At 66.3% G+C, this 22,172-nt stretch carries 22 protein-coding genes; 20 read left to right on the forward strand and 2 right to left on the reverse strand.

Going from position 1 to position 22,172, the window contains the following annotated elements; translation table 11 throughout:
• Positions 1–9 precede the first annotated feature (9 nt).
• The 14 genes from H7347_RS02560 to nusB all read left to right on the forward strand — a co-directional run bounded on the left by H7347_RS02560 (position 10) and on the right by nusB (position 14,056).
• Complete coding sequence (locus H7347_RS02560) at positions 10–1,248, forward strand: phosphotransferase (RefSeq protein ID WP_152821322.1); 1,239 nt, start codon at positions 10–12, stop codon at positions 1,246–1,248.
• 5 nt (positions 1,249–1,253) lie between these two features.
• Entirely contained in the window at positions 1,254–2,609 is a 1,356-nt protein-coding gene (locus tag H7347_RS02565) for a replication-associated recombination protein A (RefSeq protein WP_186337136.1), read from the forward strand.
• 79 nt (positions 2,610–2,688) lie between these two features.
• Positions 2,689–5,370, forward strand: coding sequence for an alanine--tRNA ligase (gene alaS, locus H7347_RS02570; RefSeq protein ID WP_186337137.1), 2,682 nt, complete (start codon positions 2,689–2,691; stop codon positions 5,368–5,370).
• A gap of 195 nt (positions 5,371–5,565) precedes the next feature.
• Positions 5,566–6,084, forward strand: coding sequence for a Holliday junction resolvase RuvX (ruvX, locus tag H7347_RS02575; protein WP_152820952.1), 519 nt, complete (start codon positions 5,566–5,568; stop codon positions 6,082–6,084).
• Positions 6,081–7,271 carry an endolytic transglycosylase MltG gene (gene mltG / locus H7347_RS02580; protein WP_227658945.1) on the forward strand — a complete coding sequence of 397 codons (1,191 nt, stop codon included), beginning with the start codon at positions 6,081–6,083 and terminating at the stop codon, positions 7,269–7,271. The genes ruvX and mltG overlap by 4 nt, the downstream gene beginning before the upstream one ends.
• Positions 7,268–8,080 carry a shikimate dehydrogenase gene (locus H7347_RS02585; RefSeq protein WP_152820954.1) on the forward strand — a complete coding sequence of 271 codons (813 nt, stop codon included), beginning with the start codon at positions 7,268–7,270 and terminating at the stop codon, positions 8,078–8,080. The genes mltG and H7347_RS02585 overlap by 4 nt, the downstream gene beginning before the upstream one ends.
• An 11-nt stretch (positions 8,081–8,091) precedes the next feature.
• Positions 8,092–8,490, forward strand: coding sequence for an A24 family peptidase (locus tag H7347_RS02590; RefSeq protein ID WP_152820956.1), 399 nt, complete (start codon positions 8,092–8,094; stop codon positions 8,488–8,490).
• Positions 8,491–8,503: 13 nt separating this feature from the next.
• A complete protein-coding gene (gene aroC / locus H7347_RS02595; RefSeq protein WP_152820958.1) occupies positions 8,504–9,721 on the forward strand; it encodes a chorismate synthase in 1,218 nt (405 codons plus the stop codon).
• Positions 9,718–10,227, forward strand: a complete 510-nt coding sequence (locus H7347_RS02600) for a shikimate kinase (RefSeq protein WP_186337138.1) — start codon at positions 9,718–9,720, stop codon at positions 10,225–10,227. Before aroC ends, H7347_RS02600 begins: the two co-directional genes overlap by 4 nt.
• Positions 10,228–10,271: 44 nt before the next feature.
• Positions 10,272–11,336, forward strand: coding sequence for a 3-dehydroquinate synthase (gene aroB, locus H7347_RS02605; protein ID WP_152820962.1), 1,065 nt, complete (start codon positions 10,272–10,274; stop codon positions 11,334–11,336).
• A complete protein-coding gene (aroQ, locus tag H7347_RS02610) occupies positions 11,333–11,788 on the forward strand; it encodes a type II 3-dehydroquinate dehydratase (RefSeq protein ID WP_186337139.1) in 456 nt (151 codons plus the stop codon). The genes aroB and aroQ overlap by 4 nt, the downstream gene beginning before the upstream one ends.
• Positions 11,789–11,822: 34 nt before the next feature.
• Positions 11,823–12,914: an aminopeptidase P family protein gene (locus tag H7347_RS02615; protein WP_152820964.1), complete on the forward strand. Its 1,092-nt coding sequence runs from the start codon at positions 11,823–11,825 to the stop codon at positions 12,912–12,914.
• 45 nt (positions 12,915–12,959) lie between these two features.
• Entirely contained in the window at positions 12,960–13,523 is a 564-nt protein-coding gene (gene efp, locus H7347_RS02620) for an elongation factor P (RefSeq protein WP_186337140.1), read from the forward strand.
• Positions 13,524–13,531: 8 nt separating this feature from the next.
• On the forward strand, positions 13,532–14,056 hold the full coding sequence (gene nusB / locus H7347_RS02625) for a transcription antitermination factor NusB (protein WP_186337141.1): 525 nt from the start codon (positions 13,532–13,534) through the stop codon (positions 14,054–14,056).
• Here the strand turns inward: nusB and H7347_RS02630 are convergent.
• Positions 14,034–14,477, reverse strand: coding sequence for a YbjN domain-containing protein (locus H7347_RS02630; protein ID WP_152820966.1), 444 nt, complete (start codon positions 14,475–14,477; stop codon positions 14,034–14,036). The genes nusB and H7347_RS02630 overlap by 23 nt on opposite strands.
• On the reverse strand, positions 14,474–14,953 hold the full coding sequence (locus H7347_RS02635; protein ID WP_186337142.1) for a YbjN domain-containing protein: 480 nt from the start codon (positions 14,951–14,953) through the stop codon (positions 14,474–14,476). The genes H7347_RS02630 and H7347_RS02635 overlap by 4 nt, the downstream gene beginning before the upstream one ends.
• A gap of 274 nt (positions 14,954–15,227) precedes the next feature.
• On the opposite strand from H7347_RS02635, the gene carA reads away from it, so the two are divergent.
• The 6 genes from carA (at position 15,228) to rpoZ (ending at position 22,076) form a co-directional block, all read left to right on the forward strand.
• Positions 15,228–16,430: a glutamine-hydrolyzing carbamoyl-phosphate synthase small subunit gene (gene carA / locus H7347_RS02640; protein ID WP_186337143.1), complete on the forward strand. Its 1,203-nt coding sequence runs from the start codon at positions 15,228–15,230 to the stop codon at positions 16,428–16,430.
• 30 nt (positions 16,431–16,460) lie between these two features.
• Positions 16,461–19,802 carry a carbamoyl-phosphate synthase large subunit gene (gene carB / locus H7347_RS02645; protein WP_152820968.1) on the forward strand — a complete coding sequence of 1,114 codons (3,342 nt, stop codon included), beginning with the start codon at positions 16,461–16,463 and terminating at the stop codon, positions 19,800–19,802.
• Positions 19,799–20,620 carry an orotidine-5'-phosphate decarboxylase gene (gene pyrF, locus H7347_RS02650; protein WP_186337144.1) on the forward strand — a complete coding sequence of 274 codons (822 nt, stop codon included), beginning with the start codon at positions 19,799–19,801 and terminating at the stop codon, positions 20,618–20,620. The genes carB and pyrF overlap by 4 nt, the downstream gene beginning before the upstream one ends.
• 204 nt (positions 20,621–20,824) lie before the next feature.
• Entirely contained in the window at positions 20,825–21,148 is a 324-nt protein-coding gene (gene mihF / locus H7347_RS02655) for an integration host factor, actinobacterial type (protein WP_186337145.1), read from the forward strand.
• Positions 21,149–21,151: 3 nt separating this feature from the next.
• A complete protein-coding gene (gene gmk / locus H7347_RS02660) occupies positions 21,152–21,724 on the forward strand; it encodes a guanylate kinase (protein WP_152820972.1) in 573 nt (190 codons plus the stop codon).
• A gap of 61 nt (positions 21,725–21,785) precedes the next feature.
• Entirely contained in the window at positions 21,786–22,076 is a 291-nt protein-coding gene (gene rpoZ, locus H7347_RS02665) for a DNA-directed RNA polymerase subunit omega (protein WP_186337146.1), read from the forward strand.
• The last annotated feature ends 96 nt before the right edge of the window (positions 22,077–22,172 follow it).

A 22,172-nucleotide genomic window follows, 5' to 3' on the forward strand; every position in this document is an offset into this window, starting at 1 on the left:
GGCGATGTGATGCTCAGTAACCGGGAGATTCTGGATCGCGCGGAGGCCCTGCTCTCCAAGCGCTTCGGCGGCACCCAGCGCTGCACGGGCGCGGAGCTGCTCACCGGCGGCGGCAATGCCGTGGTCCACCGGGTCAAGCTGAGCCCCAACCCGTTTCTCCAGGAACGCTCGGCGGTGGTGAAGTACATTCCCGTCACCGACGATGCCCTCGACGATGCCGCCCTGGTGCGTGAGGTGGTGGCCTACCAATTCACCACCTCGCTGAGCGAGGAGGCGCGTCCCGGTCCCGTGCTGTTGGCCTACGACATCGCCGAGCGCATCATCGTGATCACGGATTCCGGCAACGGAGACACCTTTGCCGATCTCTTGACCAGCGGGGATGAGGAACGCCGGATCAACATCCTGCGCAACCTCGGCCAGGCCTTGGGCCTCATGCACGCCGCCACCGCCCAGCGGGAGCAGGATTTTCTTTCCCTGCGCTCGCGCATGGCGCGCGCTCACCCGCAGGCGGCCCGGATCAACCGTTACCGGGTGGCTTCCCAGGAATACGCCATTCGCCGGGGCCTTGACCTGGTGCGTCAGGCCGGGATCGCCGTTCCGGATTCCGTGGAGCGGGTGGCCCGCGAGGCGATTCGCCGCCTGCGCGGTGGGCAGCGCGCCTTTACCCCCTTCGATCTGTCCCCCGATAACATCATCGTGGCCGAGCGCACGCACTTCCTGGACTACGAGTGGGCGGATTTTCGCGATACCGCCTTCGATCTGGCCAGCGTGGTGGCGGGTTTCCCGCAATACCTGTTTGCCCGCACCATCGGCGACGACGAGGCCGATGCCTTCATCGATGCCTGGGCGCGGGAGGTATCGGGCCTGTGGCCGGAGGTACGCGACGAGAACGCGCTGCGTTCCCGGCTGGTCACGGCGCTGGTGGGCCTGGCCTTGGGCGAGGTCACGGCCATGCACCTGGGCACCTCGCACAACCTCGTGCACGCCGTGGCTGAGGCCGAGGGGGATCCTTCCATCGGATTGCAAGAAGAACAGGTGATGCCGGTAGAGCGGCTGCTGCTTCCCGCGGACAGCGTCGAGACGACCGAGGACGAGGCGATGATGCGCCGGGATCTCTACGAAACCTTCGATGCTCTGCATCGCTACGCCGCTCGCGAGGCTGGCCCGGTGGCCGATTTCGCCCGCGACGTGGTGGCCCGGCTGGTGGAGGGCAATGGGCGGGAAACCGCCATGGCCTCGGGGGCGTAGCACCGGTGGTGCAGGAATCTCTCTTCGGCCCGGAGGAACCGGAGGCCGCGCGCGGTGCCGCGGACTACTTCGAGGTATCGCCCTCGGCGCCCCTGGCCGCGCGCATGCGCCCGCGCAGCCTGGAGGAGATGGTGGGCCAACGACACGTGCTGGGGCCGGGCACCCCGTTGCACCGGCTGATTCAGGGTTCCGGGGAGGCCTCGGTGATCCTGTACGGCCCGCCGGGCACGGGCAAGACCACGGTGGCTTCCCTCATCAGCGCGGCCACCGGCCAGCACTTCGTGGGCTTGTCCGCCCTGAGCGCGGGAGTCAAGCAGGTGCGCGAGGTGATCGTTCAGGCCCGCCGAGATCTCGCGCGCGGACGCCGTACCGTCTTGTTCATCGATGAGGTGCATCGGTTTTCTAAGACGCAGCAGGATGCCTTGTTGGCGGCGGTGGAAAACCGCACGGTGTTGTTGGTGGCTGCGACCACGGAGAATCCCTCCTTTTCCGTGGTCGCGCCGCTGCTCTCGCGTTCCCTGTTGTTGCAGCTACAGCCGCTGACCGAGGAGGATCTGCGGGTGCTCGTTCGCCGGGCAGTGACCGATGCCCGGGGGCTAGACGGGCGTATCACGGTGACGGAGCAGGCCGTGGATCACCTGGTGCGCCTGGCAGGGGGAGACGCTCGCCGGGCGCTGACCTACGTGGAGGCCGCCGCCGAGGCAGTGCCGGACGGCGGGGAGCTCACCGCGGAGACGGTGCAGGCGAACGTGAACAGGGCGGTGGTGCGCTATGACCGTGATGGCGATCAGCATTACGACGTGGTCAGCGCCTTCATCAAGTCTATTCGTGGTTCCGACGTCGATGCCGCCCTGCATTACCTGGCTCGCATGATCGAGGCGGGGGAGGATCCGCGCTTCATCGCCCGCAGGCTGATGATCCATGCCAGCGAGGACATCGGGCTGGCCGATCCCACCGCGCTGCCCACCGCGGTGGCGGCGGCCGAGGCGGTGGCGAAGATCGGATTGCCGGAGGGGCGCATCGTGCTGGCCCAGGCCACCATTCACCTGGCCACCGCCCCCAAGTCCAACGCCGTGGTGCGGGCCATCGACGCCGCCCAGGCCGATGTTCGCGCCGGCAGGATCGGGCACGTTCCCCCGCACCTGCGCGACGGCCACTACGCCGGGGCCACCAGGCTCGGTCATGCGGTGGGCTACCGGTACCCGCACGACGATCCGCGCGGGGTGGTCGAGCAGCGTTACCTCCCGGAGGAACTGGAGGACGCGGTGTATTATCGTCCCACCGAGCACGGCGCGGAAAAGCGCATCAGCGATTACCTGGGGCGGTTGCGGCGGATGGTGCGCGGAACCAAACGGCGGTAGGGGGCGTGGCCGCGTCTGCTCTGGGGTAAAGTAACCACCCGTAGCAATGGCCGACATAAGTTATAAGGAAGAGACGCTCGTGCAGACTCATGAGATCCGGGAGAGGTTTACCCAGCACTTCGTGGCCGCAGGTCACACCGAGGTGCCCAGTGCCTCGTTGATCCTGGATGATCCGAACCTGTTGTTCGTCAACGCCGGCATGGTGCCGTTCAAGCCCTACTTCCTGGGCCAGCAGACCCCGCCCTTTGACCAGGGTAAGGCCACCTCCATCCAAAAGTGCGTGCGCACCCTCGACATCGACGAGGTGGGCATCACCACCCGTCACAACACGTTTTTCCAGATGGCGGGCAATTTCTCCTTCGGCCAGTACTTCAAGGAAGGCGCGATCACCCATGCCTGGACCCTGCTGACGGGTTCCGTGGCCGACGGCGGCTACGGCTTGGACCCGGAGCGCCTGTGGGTGACCGTGTACCTGGATGACGACGAGGCCGCCGATATCTGGCACGAGAAGATGGGCGTGCCGAGGGAACGGATCCAGCGCCTGGGCATGGAGGACAACTACTGGTCCATGGGCGTGCCCGGTCCCTGCGGCCCGTCCTCGGAGATTTACTATGATCGTGGCCCCGAACATGGCAAAGAGGGCGGGCCCATCGCGGACGATAACCGCTACATGGAGATCTGGAACCTCGTGTTCATGGAAAACGAACGCGGGGAGGGAACCGGCAAGGGCGACTTCGAGATCCTGGGCCCCCTGCCCAAGAAGAACATCGATACCGGCCTGGGTGTGGAGCGAGTGGCCTGCATCCTGCAGGGCGTGGATAACGTGTATGAGACGGACCTGCTGCGCCCGGTGATCGAGGCGGCGGAGAAGATCACCGGCACCTCCTACGAAGATCCCGATAGCGACCGCGCCCAGGACGTGCGTTTCCGGGTGATCGCAGATCACTCGCGCACCGCCATGATGATCATCCTGGATGGGGTGACCCCCGCCAACGAGGGACGCGGCTATATCCTGCGCCGCCTGCTGCGTCGCATCGTGCGCTCGGCTCGGCTATTGGGGGCCACGGGCACCACGATGGCCACCTTCATGAACACGATCATGGATACCATGACCCCTTCCTACCCGGAGATCGCGGAGAACCGAGAGCGGATCCTGAAGGTGGCCGTGGCGGAGGAGGCGGCCTTCCTCAAGACCTTGGAATCTGGTACCCATCTCTTCGAGCAGACGGTGGCGCAGCTCAAGGGCGCCGAGAAAAGCACCATGACCGGCGAGCAGGCCTTCGTGCTGCACGATACCTATGGCTTCCCCATCGACCTCACCCTGGAGATAGCCACCGAGGCCGGCCTGGACGTAGACATGGCGGGCTTTGAGGCCGCGATGGCGCAACAGAAGTCCCGGGCCAAGGCCGATAGCCGGGCGAAAAAGCACGGTCACGCGGATCTGTCCATGTACCGGGAGTTCGTGGATCATCACCCCACGGAGTTCGTGGGGTATACCGCCCTGGAGGCCCCCGGCACGGTACTGGGCCTGCTGCACGATGGCGCCCTGGTGGGCGAGGCCCATCAGGGGCAGGACGTGGAGGTGATCCTGGACTCCACGCCCATGTATGCCGAGGCCGGCGGCCAGCTGGGTGATCGCGGCCGGATCGTTGCCGGCGATGCCCTCTTAGAGGTGCACGACGTGCAGAAGATCGGCAAGAAGCTCTGGGTGCACAGGGCCACCGTGACCTCGGGCGGGCTCGACGTGGGCAGCGCCGTGACCACGGAGGTGGATGAGGCCTGGCGCCACGGCGCGCGTCAAGCGCACTCGGCCACCCACCTTATTCACGGAGCGCTGCGTCAGGTGCTCGGCCCCACGGCGGTGCAGGCCGGCTCGTTGAACCGGCCCGGATACCTGCGCTTTGACTTTAACTACACCGATCAGCTGAGCCCGGAACAGCTGCGCGAGATTGAGCGCGTGGCCAACCAGGCCGTGGACGCAGACTGGCAGGTCAACACCACCGAGACCTCCCTGGCGCAGGCGAAGAAGATGGGTGCGATGGCGCTCTTTGGGGAAAATTACGGGGAGGTGGTGCGCGTGGTGGAGATCGGCGGCCCGTTCTCCATGGAGCTGTGCGGCGGCACCCACGTGGCGCATTCCTCCCAGATCGGTCCCATCTCCGTGCTGGGGGAGTCCTCTGTGGGTTCCGGCGCGCGGCGCATCGAGGCCTACTCCGGCCTGGATGCCTTTGCCTACATGTCCAAGGAGACGGCGCTGGCCACCGGGCTTGCCACTATGCTGAAGGCTCCCAGCGAGGATCTTCCCGAGCGCATCGCGCAGCTGACGGCCAAGCTGAAGGAGGCGGAAAAGACCGTCGAGCGGTTGCGCCGAGCGCAGCTGGCGGCGCAGTCCGCGGAGTTTGCGGCCGCGGCCGTGACCATCAACGGATTCCGTGTGGTGACCGCGCGCCTGCCGAAGAACACTTCCGCCGCTGACCTGCGGGTGGTGGCCACGGAGGCCCGTCAGCGCCTCGGTGGCGAGGAGGCGGTGGTGGTCTTCGCCTCCGATCACGAGGAGAAGGGCGCCGTGCCGTTTATCGTGGCGGCCACGAAATCCGCGGTGGCGCGCGGCGTGCACTCCGGCGACCTGGTCAAGTTGTTGGGCCAGTACGTGTCCGGTCGCGGCGGCGGCAAGGCGGACATGGCTCAGGGATCCGGGACCACGGAGGAGGGCCTGGTGGCGGCCTTCGAGGCGGTGCATCGGGAGCTTGAGAAGCTGTAAGATGTCTCTCATTGCTCGCATTGCGGAGGAAATTATCGTATAAGTATATTGCGAAAAGGTCACGGGCATTAGGCGTTCCGTGACCATTTCGTTACACTATGTGTGATCTTGGTGCGCCGGATCATCAGCACGGCTCGCGCGGTGCGTATTGTGCGGCCATTTTTCGACATCATTTCAGGAGGTACGTGGTCTTTCATGGCGGTCAGAGTGGACACTCCCGGCCCCGATGATCCCGGCGTCGGCAGGCGCGTGGGCATCGACGTGGGGACGGTCCGTATCGGCGTCGCCGTGAGCGATCGTGCCGCTATGCTTGCCACCCCGGTGGAAACCGTGCCCCGCGAGACGGGCCTGGGTGACCGCGACCGCGGCGATATTGATCGCCTCGTGGAGATCATCGAATCCTACGACGCCGTGGAGGTCATCGTGGGATTGCCCAGGGACCTTAAGGGGAATGGGTCGAAGAGCGTGAGGCACGCCAAGGATATTGCCTTCCGCATTCAACGACGGTTGCGCAGGGGCGGCCGCCGGGTGCCCGTGCGCCTGGCCGACGAGCGCCTGACTACCGTCGCCGCTACCCAGGCCCTCCAGGCCTCGGGGGTGAGCGCAAAGAAAGGCCGAGCATTCATCGACCAGGCCGCAGCGGTGGAGATTCTGCAAACCTGGCTCGACGGTCGCGCTCATGCCATTGCCAACGACGAGGAGAAGTCTTCATGACCAAGAAACCGCGCCGTTCGCCCAAGGGGCGTCGGATGGACCCCAAATACGTCAAACGCCGCCAGCGCGGCGCGGCGGTGCTCGTGGCCGCCATCATCCTCATCGTCGGCGCGCTGGTGTGGATTGCGTTGAACGTGGTGGGGGCCATCGGCGGTAAAGATTATGAGGGCGAGGGCAACGGCGTGGTGCAGCTGGTGCAGGTGCCCGAGGGCTCCTCGGTCTCCGAGTTGGGCGAGGAGTTGGAGGAGCGCGGCATCGTCAAGACAGATGCGGCGTATCAGAGCGCGGCCTTTAGCAACCCCAACGCCGGTAACATTCAGCCGGGCTTCTATCGCCTCCAGGAGGAGATGAGCGCTTCGGCGGCCGTCGCGGCCCTGCTCAACCCGGCGAACAAGGTAGAGCTGCTGGACGTGCAGGGAGGGGCGACCCTCATGGACGTCACCGTGGTGGCCGGGGATACCCGCAAGGGCATTTACACCATGATCTCCGAGGTCTCCTGCGCGGAGGCCGGGCACGGCAATTGCGTGACTGCCGAGCAGCTCCATCAGGTCGCGGCCCGTACCGCCCCGCAGGAACTGGGCGTGCCGGACTGGGCGGTGGCTCCGGTGCTGGCCCGCGGCGACGACCCCCGCCGCATTGAGGCCCTGATCCGCCCTGGCCAGTATGTGATCGACCCGGGCATGGACGCCAAGGCCATCCTCAAGGACCTCATCACGCGCTCCGCGGACTACTACAACTCCACCGGCATTGAGCAACGCGCTCAGGCCGCGGGTCTGACCCCCTACGAGCTGCTCACCGCCGCCTCCCTCGTGGAGCGCGAGGCCCCGGCCGGGGACTTCGACAAGGTGGCTCGCGTGATCCTCAACCGCCTGCACGAGCCCATGCGCCTGGAGTTCGACTCCACAGTCAACTACGGACTCTCGGAGCAGGAGGTGGCCACCACGGACGCCGATCGCGCCCGCGTTACCCCGTGGAACACCTACGCCAAGGAGGGACTGCCGGATACCCCCATCGCCGCGCCCTCCGACGACGCCATCGAGGCGATGGAGAATCCCGCCGAAGGCAACTGGCTCTTCTTCGTCACCGTGGATCGGCAGGGAACTACCGTGTTCAACGACGACTTCGATTCTCACCAGCGCTCCGTGGAGGACGCGATGGGCAGCGGAATCCTCGATAGCAACCGATGAGCACTCCCCGGCGCGCGGCGGTGCTCGGCAGCCCCATCGACCATTCCCTGTCCCCGGTGCTGCACCAGGCTGGCTATGCCGCCGCCGGATTAGTCGGCTGGGAGTACCTCCGCAGGGAGTGCCGGGCGGAGGATGTACCCGCGCTGGTCGGCCGGGCAGGACCGGAATACGTTGGTTTTTCCGTGACCATGCCGGGCAAGTTTGCGGCCCTGGAGTACGCGACCGAATCCACCGAGCGTGCGCGTACCCTTGGGGCGGCCAATACCCTGGTGCGCGTTCCCGGGGGATGGCGGGCGGATAACACGGACGTGGAGGGCATCCTCGGGGCCTTGGGCGAGTTGGGAGTGAGCGCGCCGCGGCGCGCGCTCCTGGTGGGCTCGGGGGGGACGGCCCGCCCCGCCCTGTATGCCTTGGCCCGCATGGGGGCGGTTCGGGTGGACGTGCTCAACCGCAGTGATCGCCTGGCCCAGCTGCGTCCGCTGGTGGCCGGGACCGCCTGCGAGCTGATCGGCCACGATTACGATGGTGACGTGGCGGGATTGGCGCGCGCGGCGGACGTGATCGTCTCCACCGTGCCCAGTGAGGCGATAGAACCCCACGTGAGGGATCTTGCGCACGGGCGCGTCCTGGACGTCATCTACGATCCCTGGCCCACGCCCCTGTGCACCCAGGCGGCGGCCAATGGCTTCCGCGCCGTGGGGGGGCACGTCATGCTGGCGCACCAGGCGTATAGCCAGTTCGAGCAGTTCACCGGCGTGGCGGCACCCCGCACTGCTATGCGCCAAGCCCTGGAGGATCATATCGGTTAGGCTTGAGGGCCATGTGGGGGATATACATCGGGGTGGGGGCGTGGTTGTGCGCGTTGGTATGGTGCGATCTGCGGCGCGGAATCTTACCGCATTGCCTGACTCTGCCGGGGATAGCGCTGTGGTGGGTGTGGGCGCTGAGCACGCAGCCGTGGTGGATGATGGGCGGTGTGGCGTGGGCGGCATTGTATCTCGTGGTCGGTTGGCTGGTGGCCGGGGTGGGCGGCGGGGATGTGAAGCTGGCCGCCAGCCTGGGGGTGCTTGCCTGCGCGGGGGGAGGGGTGCGGGGCTGGTGTGCGGCGGTGGTGGGGGCGTCGGTTCTGTCCCTGGCGTCGATGGCGCTGCTGCGCCGTACCAGGGTGCCCCACGGCCCGTCGATGGTTCTATCTACGCTGTGCGCCGCGGCGATGTGAAAGAATGGTGTTCATGCTTCGTTGGACTACCTCAGGGGAATCTCACGGCCAGGCGTTGATCGCCGTGGTGGAACATATGCCGGCCGGGGTCCCGCTGAGTCGTGAGGATATCGCTCGCCAGTTAGCGCGCCGGCGTCTTGGCTACGGCCGGGGGGCGCGGATGAAGTTCGAGGCGGATGAGGTCACCATTCTCGGTGGCGTGCGCCACGGATTGACGCTGGGTAGCCCCGTGTCCGTGATGATTGGCAATACGGAGTGGCCCAAGTGGACCACCATCATGTCCGCGGATCCGGTGGACCTCGACGATCCCGAGGTGAGCGCAGCGATGAGCTCCGGGAGGGGGGCCGCCCTAACCCGGCCGCGCCCCGGCCACGCGGATTTCGCCGGCATGATCAAGTATGGCTTTGATGAGGCCCGCCCGGTGCTGGAGCGCTCCTCGGCCCGGGAGACCGCCGCCAGGGTGGCGGCGGCCACTCTGGCCCGGAACTTCCTGCGGGAAGTGCTGGGGGTCGAGGTAGTTTCGCACGTCGTGTCCATCGGTGCCGCCCGCCCCTCGCAGGGGCAACCGGGGCCGGGAGACATCGAGGCCATCGATTCTTCCCCGGTGCGTGCCTTCGATTCAGCCGCGGAGGAGGCCATGATCGCAGAGATCGAGGCTGCGAAGAAGTCTGGCGATACCTTGGGCGGCGTTGTCGAGGTGGTGGTGCACGGACTGCCCATCGGGCTGGGCTCTCACGTTTCCGGCGAGGATCGCCTGGATGCGCAGCTCGCCGCGGCGCTCATGGGAATACAGTCGGTCAAGGGCGTCGAGGTGGGCGATGGATTCGAGGAGGCGCGCCGCCGGGGCAGCGAGGCCCATGACGAGATGGTGCGCACGGACGATGGTGTCGCGCGGATCTCCAACCGCGCCGGTGGCCTGGAGGGAGGCATGACCAACGGCCAGGTGTTGCGCCTGCGCGCCGCGATGAAGCCGATCTCCACGGTGCCACGCGCCCTGCGCACGGTGGACATGGCCACGGGGCGGGCGGCTTCGGCCATCCACCAGCGGTCCGACGTGTGCGCGGTCCCCGCGGGTGCGGTGGTGGCCGAAGCGATGGTGGCGCTGGTGCTGGCCCGGGCCGTGGTGCAGAAATTCGGCGGGGATTGCCTGGCGGAGACCCGGCGCAACGCCCGGGCCTATATGGCGGATGCGGAGCGTCGGCTGTCTTTCGGCGAGGAGGCGGCCCGGTGAATCCTGCGGTGATCCTGGTCGGCCCGCCCGGGGCCGGGAAATCCACGGTGGCGCGCCGCCTCGGCAACGCCCTCAACCTGCCGGTGGTAGATACTGACGATCTCATTGCGCGGGAATGCGGAAAGCCCTGCGGGCAGGTTTTTGCGGACCTCGGCGAATCCGCCTTCCGCGAGGTCGAGGCCCGGCACGTGGCCATGGCCCTGCACCACGGTGGGGTGGTGAGCCTGGGTGGCGGGGCGGTGACTCGCCCGGAGACCCGCGAGGCACTGCGGGAACACGTGGTGGTGTGGGTAGACGTTAGCGTTCACGAGGGGGTGCGACGTACGCAGGCGGAGGGAACCCGCCCGGTGCTGCAGGCCGAGGACCCCGTGACGCGGTATCGCGACCTGCTTGCGCAACGCGAGCCGTGGTACAAAGAGGTGGCCACCCACCGGGTGCGCACCGACGGCCGCACCCCCGCCCAGGTGGTATCCCTTATTCTGGCGATTCTTGACGCGGAGCAGTAAACGTGCGCGGTGGAATACACGCGCGACGGTGATCGGAGAAAACCATGCCTAGCATTGACGTACGAGGGCCTCAGCCCTATACCGTGACCATCGGCTCCGAGCTGGGCCGGCACGTGCGCGCCGAGGTACGAGGCCGCGCGGCGATTGTGCACCAGCCGGTGCTGCGGCAGGCCGCCGAGCGGCTCGCCGCGGCTTGCGGATCGGGTAGCCTCACCATCGAGGTGCCCGATGCCGAGGAAGGCAAGACCCTGGCCCCCCTGAGCGCTATCTGGGATCGCCTGGGGGAAGCGGGGTGGACGCGCCGCGATACCGTGGTGGGGTTGGGCGGTGGAGCCGTCACGGACGTGGCCGGGTTCGCGGCGGCCACGTGGATGCGCGGGATTCGTGTGGTGCAGGTTCCCACCACCCTGCTGGCCATGGTGGATGCCGCCGTGGGCGGCAAGACGGGGATCAATACCACCCTGGGCAAGAACCTCGTGGGGGCCTTCCACGAACCGGCCGCTGTGCTCATCGACCTGGACTATCTCAACACCCTGCCCGCCGCGGAGATCGTGGCGGGTTCCGCGGAGATCATCAAGACGGGATTCATCGCGGATCCGGTGATCCTCGAGCGCTACGAGGCGGACCCGGCCGCAGCACTGGATCCCGAGGGGTTGCTGCCGGAGCTCATCGAGCGCTCCGTGCGGGTCAAGGCGCGGGTGGTCGGGGAGGACCTGAAAGAAGCGGGCCTGCGGGAAATCCTCAATTACGGGCACACCTTCGGGCACGCGGTGGAGCTGCGGGAGGACTACCGCTGGCGACACGGGGCCGCGGTGGCGGTGGGCATGATGTACGTGGCGCACCTGTCCCACGCCCGGGGCCTGATCGACGCCGCCCTGGTGCGTCGCCACCGCGACATCCTGGCCTCCGTGGGCCTGCCCACGACCTATGAGCCGGGGCACTTTGCGGCCTTGCGCGCGGCGATGGCCAAGGACAAAAAAAATCGTGAGGATACCGTCCGCTTTGTGGTCCTCGACGGCGAGCCGGGCCGCGTGATGCGGCTGGAGGGACCGAGCGAGGAGGAGCTGCGGGTGGCTTATCGCTCGCTGAGCGAGGGGGACCGATCGTGACCAAGGTGGTAGTAATCAACGGCCCTAATCTCGATCGCCTGGGCAAACGCCAGCCGGAGATATACGGTTCCACCACGCTGGCGCAGGTGGAGGCGATGCTCGAGGAGGAGGCGCGGGCCCGGGGCCTGGCCGTGGAATGCCGCCAGTCCAACGCGGAGCACGTGCTCATCGAGTGGGTGCACGAGGCTGCCGATGCGGGCTGGGCGGTGATCATCAACCCGGGGGGATTCACGCACACCTCGGTGGCCCTGCGTGACGCCCTGGCGGAGGTTGCCGATGGCCCCGGGTTCGTCGAGGTGCACATATCCAACGTGCATGCGCGCGAGGCATTTCGCCAGCACAGCTACCTTTCCCCGATCGCGCTGGCCGTGATCGCGGGGCTGGGGGTGGAGGGGTACCGGGCGGCCCTGTGCTTTTTTGCCCGCCGCGAGGCAGACGCCCCGCTAGACTGAGGCGGGAGAGAACCCCGCTTTCGAGGAGGACACGATGGCCCTAGCCGATACCCGTTATTCCCAGCGTCGCCGCACCCTTTCGTCCCGCTTGGCGGGGCAGCGCATCGACATGATGCTGATCACCAACCTCGTGCACGTGCGGTATCTCTCCGGCTTTAGCGGCTCGAACGCGGCCCTCCTGCTTTCCAAAGACCTCAATCCTCAGATCTGCACGGATGGTCGTTATACCACGCAGGTGACCGAGGAGGTGCCCGACGTTGAGGCGCTCATCGCCCGGCCCTGCGCCGAGGCCCTCCTCTCGCGACTGGAGGGGCCGCGCCGCGTGGGAATCGAGGCAGATGAGGTAAGCGTGGCTCAGTGGGAGGCCCTGCGCGCGGCCGCGGGGGAGGACGTGACCCTGGTTCCGGTGCGTGGCGTGGTGGAGCAGCTGCGCCTGGTCAAGGATCCCCGCGAGCTCGATGGCCTGCGCGAGGTCGCGGAGTTGGCCTCCCAGGCGTTTGTGGATCTTATGACCGCTGGTGAGCTTGCAGTGGGACGCTCGGAGCGCGATATTGCCGCAGACCTGGAATATCGTATGCGCACAGCGGGGGCGGAGCGCACCAGCTTCGATACGATCGTTGCCTCGGGGCCGAACTCCGCGAAGCCGCATCACGGCGCGGGGGATCGGGTGCTGCGCCACGGCGATCTGGTGACGCTGGACTTCGGGGCGCTACGCGGGGGTTTTCACTCCGACATGACGCGCACGGTAGTCATGGGCGAGGCCGATGAGTTTGCCGCGGAGATCTACGAGGTGGTGCGCCGTGCCCAGGAGGCCGGGGTGGAAGCGGCCACGGCGGGTACCGCATTGTCCGATATCGATCGCGCCGCCAGACAGGTGATCGAGGAGGCCGGGTACGGGAAGTATTATGTGCACTCCACGGGGCACGGCGTGGGTCTGGAGGTGCACGAGGGACCCTATGCTTCGGCGACGGGGGAGGGAGAGCTGCGCGAGGGCATGACGCTGACCATCGAGCCGGGAATCTACGTTCCGGGCCGGGGCGGGGTGCGCATCGAAGACACGCTCATCATCACCCCTGGCTTCCCGGAAGTGATCACCAGGGTGAGCAAGGACCTCACGGTGTTGTAGACTGGCATAGTTAGGATACCGGATCACACGAGGGAGAACCGCTAAGTGGCAACCACCGCTGATTTCAAAAACGGTCTTGTGCTCAAAATCGACGGCAAGCTGCAGCAGATCATTGAGTTCCAGCACGTTAAGCCGGGGAAGGGGCCGGCGTTCGTGCGCACCAAGCTCAAGGACGTTGTCTCCGGCAAGACGGTGGATAAGACCTGGAACGCCGGCGTCAAGGTAGAGACCGCCAACGTGGATCGCCGGGATATGACCTACCTGTACCACGACGGCAGCAACTACGTGGTCATGGACGACAAGACCTTCGAGCAGGTGGAGCTGGACGCGGATAAGTTTGGTGACGCCGCCCGTTTCCTGCTGGAGAATATGCGCGTGCAGGTGTCCTTCCACGACGAAGAGCCGCTCTTTGCCGAGCTGCCGGTGTCCGTGGATCTCAAGGTGCAGCACACCGATCCCGGCCTGCAGGGCGATCGTTCTACCGGCGGCACCAAGCCCGCCACCTTGGAGACCGGTGCGGAGATTCAGGTGCCGCTCTTCATCGAGACGGGCAACGTGCTCAAGGTGGATACCCGCTCGGGCGAGTATCTTTCCCGCGTGAACAACTAGTGGCCGCCGTGACCAAACGCCAGGAGAAGTGGCGCCGACACGGTGCCCGCTATAAGGCCCGTCGCCGCGCGGTGGACGTGCTCTTTGAGGCCGAGGCCCGCGACGTCGATCCCATGAGTATCGTGGCGGATCGCACGGAGCTGGCACGGGTGCCGGAAAATCAGGTGGCTCCCATCGCAGATTACACCCGGCAGATCGTCCTGGGTGCCGCCGAGGAACTGGATGCGGTGGACGCCGCCATCACCAGGTTCCTCAGCGATCAATGGGAGCTAGGGCGTATTCCCGCAGTCGATCGCGCGATTTTGCGCATGTCCGTGTGGGAGCTGATCTTTAACCCGGAGGTGCCCACCGCCACTGCGGTCGTGGAGGGCGTGGAGATTGCCAGCGAGTACTCCGGGGAACAGGGCGCACCGTATATTCACGCGGTGCTCGACGACGTGGCCAAGCACCTCGACGAGCTGCGTGCGGCCGCCGCGCCTGCCCCCGCCGAGGAGGCGGACTCGGCCGAGGCTAGCGATTCTCTCGACGATTAAGCAGCTCCTCGGCGGCACGGGCCACGCGATCCTGGCTCGCCAGGACCTCGTCCACCGCCCCGCGCAGGGCCGCACTCAGTTGCTCCTCGGTGATCCCGGCGGCGATGGGGAGGTCGCATTCGGTGCGCACCACGAGGTTTTCCTCCCGATCCGCCACCACGGCTTTGGCACCGAAGCCGGAGCAATTCACCTGGTTGGCCGCCAGGTGCAGGGTGGGCACGCCAGAATCGGAGGCCAGCTCGGTGGGGTTGTCCGCGCGCACGATGAGCACCGAGTTCAGCAGCGCAAAGGTCACGCGGAAGCCGTTGAGGTTGGCGGTGGCCACCTGGGGGTCCTCGGTAGGCCACAGGGTGATCCCAAAAGCCTTCATAGCTGCCGTGACGCGGTCGAAGGTCAGCTCGGAAACGCGCTGCTCGCTCATGCCTCTTCCTCCTCGTGGTTGTGGGTATCTTCCCAGGTGACGGCCTCCGGGAACTGCGCCTCGAGCCACTGGAAGCACGCCGCGATGGCATCGAGGGTGGACATGACAAAGGCCCCCATCTGATTGCGGCTGAGACCCTGGGCGATGTGGAGGCGTCGGCAGGCGGAAAAGGCCAGGACGCCAGGGGTGGATTCGAAAAAACGCAGGGTGGGGGCGAGCTGGGTGAGGTTCCACTCGTTGCTCGCGGCCAGGGCGGTGGCGGCCCGGTTGCTGTCCACCTCGCCGCGCCAGATGGAATCGCACAGCAGGTAGTCGCCCTCGATGGCAAAGGACACGGCGGCGTTGTGGAATCCGGTGCGCACCACGGGGGTGGGGTCCTGGTGGAGCCGGTAGGCGAGGTCTTCGGCCTCCAGGATATCCACCACGGATTGCTCGGAGACCGGGGCGAGGGGGGTATCTGGTTCGGGGTGAGTCACGCATCTCCTTCATCGAGGGCTTGTCTGTGTTCGACAATGATCTGTCCACCACAGTAGCCAAGTTGCGGTGATATGCTTGCGGGGATCCTTGTGATGAGGGTCGTGGTTAATCACTGGACATCCTTTAAAGGCCGCACAGAGAGGCGGGAAAGGAGGTCACGATGAGTCAGGCGAACGCCCGAGGCGTCGTCGTGCCCATCGCGCACCGGCACACCAGCTGCGTGGAGGCAGCGGTATATCACGGGGGAGGGTTAGCATATGGGGGATCACGTCGATGAGTAATACCTCATTCAAGCAGCCCATCACGCACAACCGAAAGGTCGATACTGTGACGTCTACACCGCTCATCCCCGCCGTGTTGGTTCTTGCCGACGGCCGTTCCTTCCCCGGATACAGCCTGGGCAGGGTGGGTTCCACCCTGGGCGAGGCCGTGTTTAGCACCGCGATGACCGGCTACCAGGAAACCATGACCGACCCCTCGTATCACCGGCAGATCGTGGTGGCCACGGCGCCGCAGATAGGCAATACCGGTTGGAACGATGAAGACGACGAATCGCGGGATCGCGGCATTTGGGTGGCGGGCCTAGTCATCCGCGATCTCTCGGCGCGAGTGTCGAGCTGGCGGGCCTCCCGCAGCCTGGACGAGGAGATGGAAAAGCAGGGCATCGTGGGGATCCGCGGCGTGGACACCCGCACGGTGGTGCGCCACCTGCGCGACAAGGGTTCGGTGGCCGCGGGCATCTTCTCCGGGCCGGAGGCCGAACGCCCGCTGGCGGAGCTGGTAGACATCGTCGCGCAGCAGGAGGCGATGGAGGGGGCCGATCTTGCGGCTCAGGTCAGTACCGCGGAGCCGTACGTGGTGGAACCGGAGGGCGAGCACCGGCACACGGTGGTGGCCTTTGACATGGGAATTAAGACCAACACCCCGCGTCACTTCGCCGCCCGCGGCGTGCGCACCGTGGTGGTGCCTGCCACCGCCACCTGGGAGGACGTGGAGCAATACCGCCCGGACGGGGTGTTCGTGTCCAACGGCCCGGGCGATCCGGCCACCGCCGACGCCGTGGTGGCGGTGGTGCGCGAGGTACTGGGGCGCAAGATTCCTTTCTTCGGCATCTGCTTTGGCAACCAGATCCTCGGCCGGGCGCTGGGGATGGAGACGTACAAGATGAAATTCGGCCATCGGGGGATCAACGTGCCGGTGCTCAACGTGGTGACCGGAAAGATTGACATTACCGCGCAGAACCACGGCTTTGCACTCAAGGGCAAGGCGGGGGAGACCTTCGACACGGACTTCGGTCCGGCCAAGGTCACCCACGTATGCCTCAACGACGATGTGGTTGAGGGCGTGGCGTTGGAGAACGGGCTCGCCTATTCCGTGCAGTACCACCCGGAGGCCGCCGCTGGCCCGCACGACGCCAGCCCGCTCTTTGACCAGTTCATCGACCTCATGGCCGAGTGCTCCCCCGCTCAGCAGTAACCAGACCAGGAAGGTAACCTAAGGAATCCCATGCCCAAGCGCAACGATATTAATCACGTCCTGGTCATCGGCTCCGGTCCCATCGTGATCGGCCAGGCCTGTGAGTTCGATTACTCCGGCACCCAGGCCTGCCGTGTGCTCAAGGAGGAGGGGCTGCGCGTCACCCTGATAAATTCCAACCCGGCCACGATCATGACGGATCCGGAGTTTGCCGATCACACCTACGTCGAGCCGATCACCCCGGAATACATCGACAAGGTCTTTGCCAAGGAGGCTGCCCAGGGCCACCCCATCGACGCGGTGCTGGCCACCCTCGGCGGTCAGACCGCCCTGAACGCCGCGATTCAGCTCGATCGCCAGGGCATCCTGGATAAGTACGGGGTGGAACTCATTGGTGCGGACATCGAGGCCATCGAGCGCGGCGAGGATCGCCAGAAGTTCAAGGACATCGTGGCCTCCATCGGCGGGGAATCCGCTCGTTCGCGGGTCTGTCACAGCATGGAAGAGGTGCACAAGACGGTGGCTGAGCTGGGCCTGCCGGTGGTGGTGCGCCCCAGCTTCACCATGGGCGGTCTGGGTTCCGGATTGGCCTTTGACGAGGAGGATCTGGAGCGTATCGCCGGCGGTGGCCTGGCGGCTTCCCCGGAGGCCAATGTGCTCATCGAGGAATCCATCCTCGGCTGGAAGGAATACGAACTGGAGTTGATGCGCGATGGCGACGATAACGTGGTGGTCATCGCCTCCATCGAAAACGTCGATGCCCTAGGCGTGCACACCGGCGACTCCGTGACGGTAGCACCGGCGATGACGCTGACGGATCGCGAGTACCAGAAGATGCGCGATCAGGGCATCGCCATCATCCGGGCCGTGGGCGTGGACACCGGTGGCTGTAACATTCAGTTCGCCCTCGACCCCCGCGATGGCCGCCTCATCACCATCGAGATGAATCCGCGCGTCTCGCGTTCCTCCGCCCTGGCCTCCAAGGCCACGGGTTTTCCCATCGCCAAGATCGCCGCCAAGCTGGCGATCGGCTATACGCTGGACGAGATCACCAACGACATCACGGGGGTTACCCCGGCGGCCTTCGAGCCCACCCTGGACTACGTGATCGTCAAGGCGCCCCGTTTCGCCTTTGAAAAGTTTGTGGGCTCGGACGATACGCTGACCACCACCATGAAGTCCGTGGGCGAGGCGATGGGCATCGGCCGTAACTACATCGCGGGCCTCAATAAGGTGATGCGTTCGCTGGAGCAGAAACAGGCGGGCTTCTGGACGGCCCCGGACCCGGAGTTTGGCTCAGTCGAGGAGGTGTTGGAGGACCTCCGGCGCCCCACGGAGGGCCGCATGTACGACGTGGAGCTGGCGCTGCGCTGGGGAGCGAGTATCGAGCAGGTGCACGAGGCCTCCGGCATCGATCCCTGGTTCCTGGCGGAGCTGGCCGAGTTGGTGGCGTTCCGCGAGGAGCTGATCGCGGCCCAGGTGCTCACCGAGGACCTGCTGCGCCGCGCCAAGGTCTTCGGCCTGTCCGATGCCCAGATCGCCCGGTTGCGCCCCGAGTTCGCCGGGGAGGAGGGCGTGCGTCGACTGCGCTGGTCGATGGGCATCCGCCCAGTGTATAAGACGGTGGATACCTGCGCGGCGGAGTTTGAGGCGCGCACCCCGTACCACTATTCCGCCTACGAGCTCGACCCCGAGGCGGAATCCGAGGTCACCGAGCAGAAGGAGCGGGAGAAGGTCATCATCCTGGGATCCGGGCCCAACCGGATCGGCCAGGGGATCGAGTTCGATTATTCCTGCGTGCACGCGGCGCTGGAGTTGTCCCGGGTGGGTTATGAGACGGTGATGGTCAATTGCAACCCGGAGACCGTTTCCACGGACTACGATACCGCCGACCGCCTCTACTTCGAGCCGCTGACCTTCGAGGACGTGATGGAGGTTTATCACGCGGAGTGCCAGTCCGGCACGGTGGCAGGCGTGATCGTGCAGCTCGGCGGCCAAACCCCCCTAGGTCTGGCGGAGCGCCTGGCGGCTGCGGGCGTGCCGGTGGTGGGCACCACTCCGGAATCCATCAACCTGGCCGAGGATCGCGGCGAGTTTGGCGAGGTGCTGCGCCGTGCGGAGCTGCCGGCCCCGGCCTTCGGCACCGCGACGTCGTTCGATGAGGCCCGCGAGGTGGCCGCCGCCATCGGCTATCCGGTGCTGGTGCGTCCTTCCTATGTATTGGGCGGGCGCGGCATGGAGATCGTCTACGACGAGTCCTCGCTGAGCAGCTACATCGAGCGGGCCACGGAGCTGACCTCCGATCACCCGGTGTTGGTGGATCGCTTCCTCGATAACGCCATCGAGATCGACGTAGACGCACTGTGCGACGGCACGGAGGTCTATCTGGCCGGAGTGATGGAGCACATCGAGGAGGCTGGCATCCATTCCGGCGATTCCGCTTGCGCCCTGCCCCCCATGACCTTGGGCCCGGAGGACATCGAGGCGGTGCGCCGCTCTACGGTGGCCCTCGCGCAGGGTATCGGTGTCAAGGGGCTGATGAACGTGCAGTATGCCCTCAAGGACGACGTGCTCTATGTCATCGAGGCCAATCCGCGCGCCTCGCGCACGGTTCCCTTCGTCTCTAAGGCGACCGGCGTGCCTCTGGCCAAGGCGGCCTCCCGCATCATGATGGGCGCCACCCTCGCCGAGCTGCGCGCCGAGGGGATGATCCCCGCCACTCACGACGGCGGTTCCCTGCCCATCGACGCGCCCATCGCCGTCAAGGAGGCGGTGCTGCCGTTTAATCGCTTCCGTCGCCCGGACGGTACCATGCTCGATACCCTGCTGAGCCCGGAGATGAAGTCCACCGGCGAGGTCATGGGCGTGGCTACCAACTTCGGTGCGGCCTATGCCAAGGCGGAGGCCTCGGCCTTCGGCGCCCTGCCCACCGAGGGGACAGTGTTCGTCTCCGTGGCCAATCGGGATAAACGTACCCTGATCTTCCCCATCCAGCGTCTAGCCTCGTTGGGCTTCACGATCCTGGCCACCGCGGGCACCGCGAGCATACTGCGGCGCAACGGTATCGATTGCGAGGAGGTGCTCAAGGGCTCGGACATCCGCGCCGGCGCGCAGGGCCCCTCCATCCTGGATCGGATCCGGGCCGGCGAGGTGGACCTCATCTTGAATACCCCGGCGGGTTCCTCCGGGGCGCGTCACGATGGTTACGACATCCGTGCGGCGGCGGTAAGCGTGGGAGTGCCCGCGGTCACCACCGTGCAGGGGGTCACCGCGGCCGTGCAGGGCATCGAGGCCCTGCGCGGCGAGGGCTTTGCGGTGCGCGCCCTGCAAGAGCTCGATCACGCCTCGGCGGGAAAGGCGATGGGGAAGTGACGCCGACCTTTGGCGATCGTCTGGCTCGGGTGGCGCGGCGGCGCGGGCGCCTGTGCGTGGGTATTGATCCCCACCCGGGGCTCCTGGAGTCCTGGGGTCTGGGTGATACGGCGGCGGGCTTGGCGGAGTTTTCCCGCCGGTGCGTGGAGGCCTTTGGCCCCACGGTCTGCCTGGTCAAACCGCAGGTGGCCTTCTACGAGCGTTTCGGCTCCGCGGGTTTTGCCGTGTTGGAGGAGACGATCGCGGGCTTGCGCGCCCAGGGCGCGCTCGTGGTGGCCGACGCCAAGCGCGGCGATATTGGCTCGACGATGGCGGGCTACGCCTCCGCGTGGTTGGACGATTCCTCGCCCCTGTGCAGCGATGCGGTGACCGTCTCGCCCTACCTAGGGATAGGGGCCCTGGATCCTGCCTTCGAGCGCGCGGAGGCTACCGGCCGAGGCGTCTTCGTGCTCGCGGCCACCTCGAATCCGGAAGCCCGCGTACTCCAGGCCCACGAGGGCGCCGATGGGCGCAGCATCGCTCAGCAGGTGGTGGACGAGGTCACGCGGCGTAACGCCGCCCACGAGGGTCTGGGAAATCTCGGCGTGGTGGTGGGGGCGACGGTGGAGCGGGCCCCGGATTGTCGGTGCCTCAACGGTCCGGTGCTCATGCCGGGCGTGGGGGTGCAGGGTGGCAGCGCCCAGGACGTGGCGCACATCATGGGTTCGCGGGCGGATTTGGCCTATCCCAATGTGTCTCGAGGCGTGCTCGGCTGCGGTCCTGAGGTCTGTGACCTGCGCAAAGCCGTGGAATCTTTTGGGCAAGCTCTGAGATTATGACCGTCCGCCGGCCCGAGGCGGTTGCCCTGCTATTTTAGGGGGAGCCACGCTGAACCATCTCGGTTGATAGGCCTTGTGCCCTGCGCCGATTGCGGTGGCCCACCCCCGGCGGTGTTACACTGAGCGGACATCGGCATGAGGTAGCGATGGTATTCCAGGCGCACCGCCGAACAGGAAGAATAAAGAAACGAACTGGAGGAACTCGTGGCCCTTCCGAAGTTGACCGATGAGCAGCGCAAGGAGGCCCTTGCTAAGGCTGCCGAGGCCCGCAAGGCTCGCGCCGAGCTCAAGGAGAAGCTCAAGCGCGGCGACATGACCCTGAAGGAAGTCCTGGACAAGGCCCAGGACGATGAGATCGTGGGTAAGACGAAGGTCTCTGCGCTTCTCGAGGCGCTGCCGAAGGTGGGCAAGGTCAAGGCCAAGGAAATCATGGAGGAGTTGGAGATCGCTCCCACCCGCCGCCTGCGCGGCCTGGGCGAGCGCCAGCGGCGTGCCCTGTTGGATCGCTTCGGCTACGCCGAGGAATAACCCATGACCGGCGAGAGCCCTCGTGGTCAGCTGGTGGTTCTGGCTGGCCCGTCTGCCGTAGGCAAGTCCACGGTGGTTCATCGCCTCCGCGGGAGCGTCTCCGGGCTATATTTTAGTGTCTCCATGACCACCCGCAGCCCGCGTCCGGGCGAGGTGGACGGGGTGGATTATTTCTACGTCACCCCGGAGGAGTTCCAGGAGCGTATCGATAGGGGTGAGATGCTGGAGTGGGCCGATATTCACGGTGGCCTCCAGCGCTCCGGCACCCCGGCGGCACCGGTGGAACAAGCCTTGGCGGAGGGAAGGCCCGTTCTCGTCGAGGTGGATCTCGTGGGCGCGCGTAACGTGAAGGCGATGATGCCCGAGGCCACCACGGTCTTTCTGGCGCCGCCGTCCTGGGAGGTGCTCGTGGAGCGCCTCACCGGGCGAGGCACGGAGTCCGAGGACGTCATCGCGCGCCGCCTGGAAACCGCGCGCGGGGAGTTGACCGCCATGGATGAATTCGATCGCGTGGTGGTCAACGATGACGTCGATACCGCCGTGGCCGCCATCGGTGGTATCCTGCGGGGCGAGTAGGACGGGGCGGCGCGTGGGCGCGCCCCGGGTAATCCTTTTGAGCAAAAGAATTAAGGTGTAAGTGACGAACGTGAGTAACGGGACCGAGAAGAAGCAGCCGGTTTTCGATCCGCCGGTGGGTATTACCGACCCGCCGATCGATCGCCTCCTGGAAAAGGTTTCCTCCAAGTACGCCCTGGTGATCTACGCGGCCAAGCGCGCGCGTCAGATCAATAGCTACTATCAGCAGGCCGACGAGGGTGTTTTTGAATTCATCGGTCCGCTCGTGACCCCGGAAGCCGGGGAGAAGCCGCTGTCCATCGCTCTGCGCGAGATCGACGGCGATCTTCTCGAGCACGAGGAAGGCCGCTAGGCCTGCGGTTTCTCGGAGCCACTGCGATCCTAGGCCGCTGCCCGGGGGCTGGGCGGTGGCCTTTGCCGTGGCACCGACGGAAGACAGCAACGAGCG

It is taken from the genome of Corynebacterium sp. zg-331, from assembly GCF_014267345.1.
GTDB lineage: Bacteria > Actinomycetota > Actinomycetes > Mycobacteriales > Mycobacteriaceae > Corynebacterium.

Coding starts and splice junctions, on each gene's coding strand:
- H7347_RS02560 (WP_152821322.1), top strand. CDS start 10: ATGCTCAGTAACCGGGAGATTCTGGATCGCGCGGAGGCCCTGCTCTCC.
- H7347_RS02630 (WP_152820966.1), bottom strand. CDS start 14,477: ATGAGCGAGCAGCGCGTTTCCGAGCTGACCTTCGACCGCGTCACGGCA.
- mltG (WP_227658945.1), top strand. CDS start 6,081: ATGACCAAGAAACCGCGCCGTTCGCCCAAGGGGCGTCGGATGGACCCC.
- gmk (WP_152820972.1), top strand. CDS start 21,152: ATGACCGGCGAGAGCCCTCGTGGTCAGCTGGTGGTTCTGGCTGGCCCG.
- carB (WP_152820968.1), top strand. CDS start 16,461: ATGCCCAAGCGCAACGATATTAATCACGTCCTGGTCATCGGCTCCGGT.
- H7347_RS02590 (WP_152820956.1), top strand. CDS start 8,092: ATGTGGGGGATATACATCGGGGTGGGGGCGTGGTTGTGCGCGTTGGTA.
- H7347_RS02585 (WP_152820954.1), top strand. CDS start 7,268: ATGAGCACTCCCCGGCGCGCGGCGGTGCTCGGCAGCCCCATCGACCAT.
- H7347_RS02615 (WP_152820964.1), top strand. CDS start 11,823: ATGGCCCTAGCCGATACCCGTTATTCCCAGCGTCGCCGCACCCTTTCG.
- ruvX (WP_152820952.1), top strand. CDS start 5,566: ATGGCGGTCAGAGTGGACACTCCCGGCCCCGATGATCCCGGCGTCGGC.
- aroC (WP_152820958.1), top strand. CDS start 8,504: ATGCTTCGTTGGACTACCTCAGGGGAATCTCACGGCCAGGCGTTGATC.
- carA (WP_186337143.1), top strand. CDS start 15,228: ATGAGTAATACCTCATTCAAGCAGCCCATCACGCACAACCGAAAGGTC.
- aroB (WP_152820962.1), top strand. CDS start 10,272: ATGCCTAGCATTGACGTACGAGGGCCTCAGCCCTATACCGTGACCATC.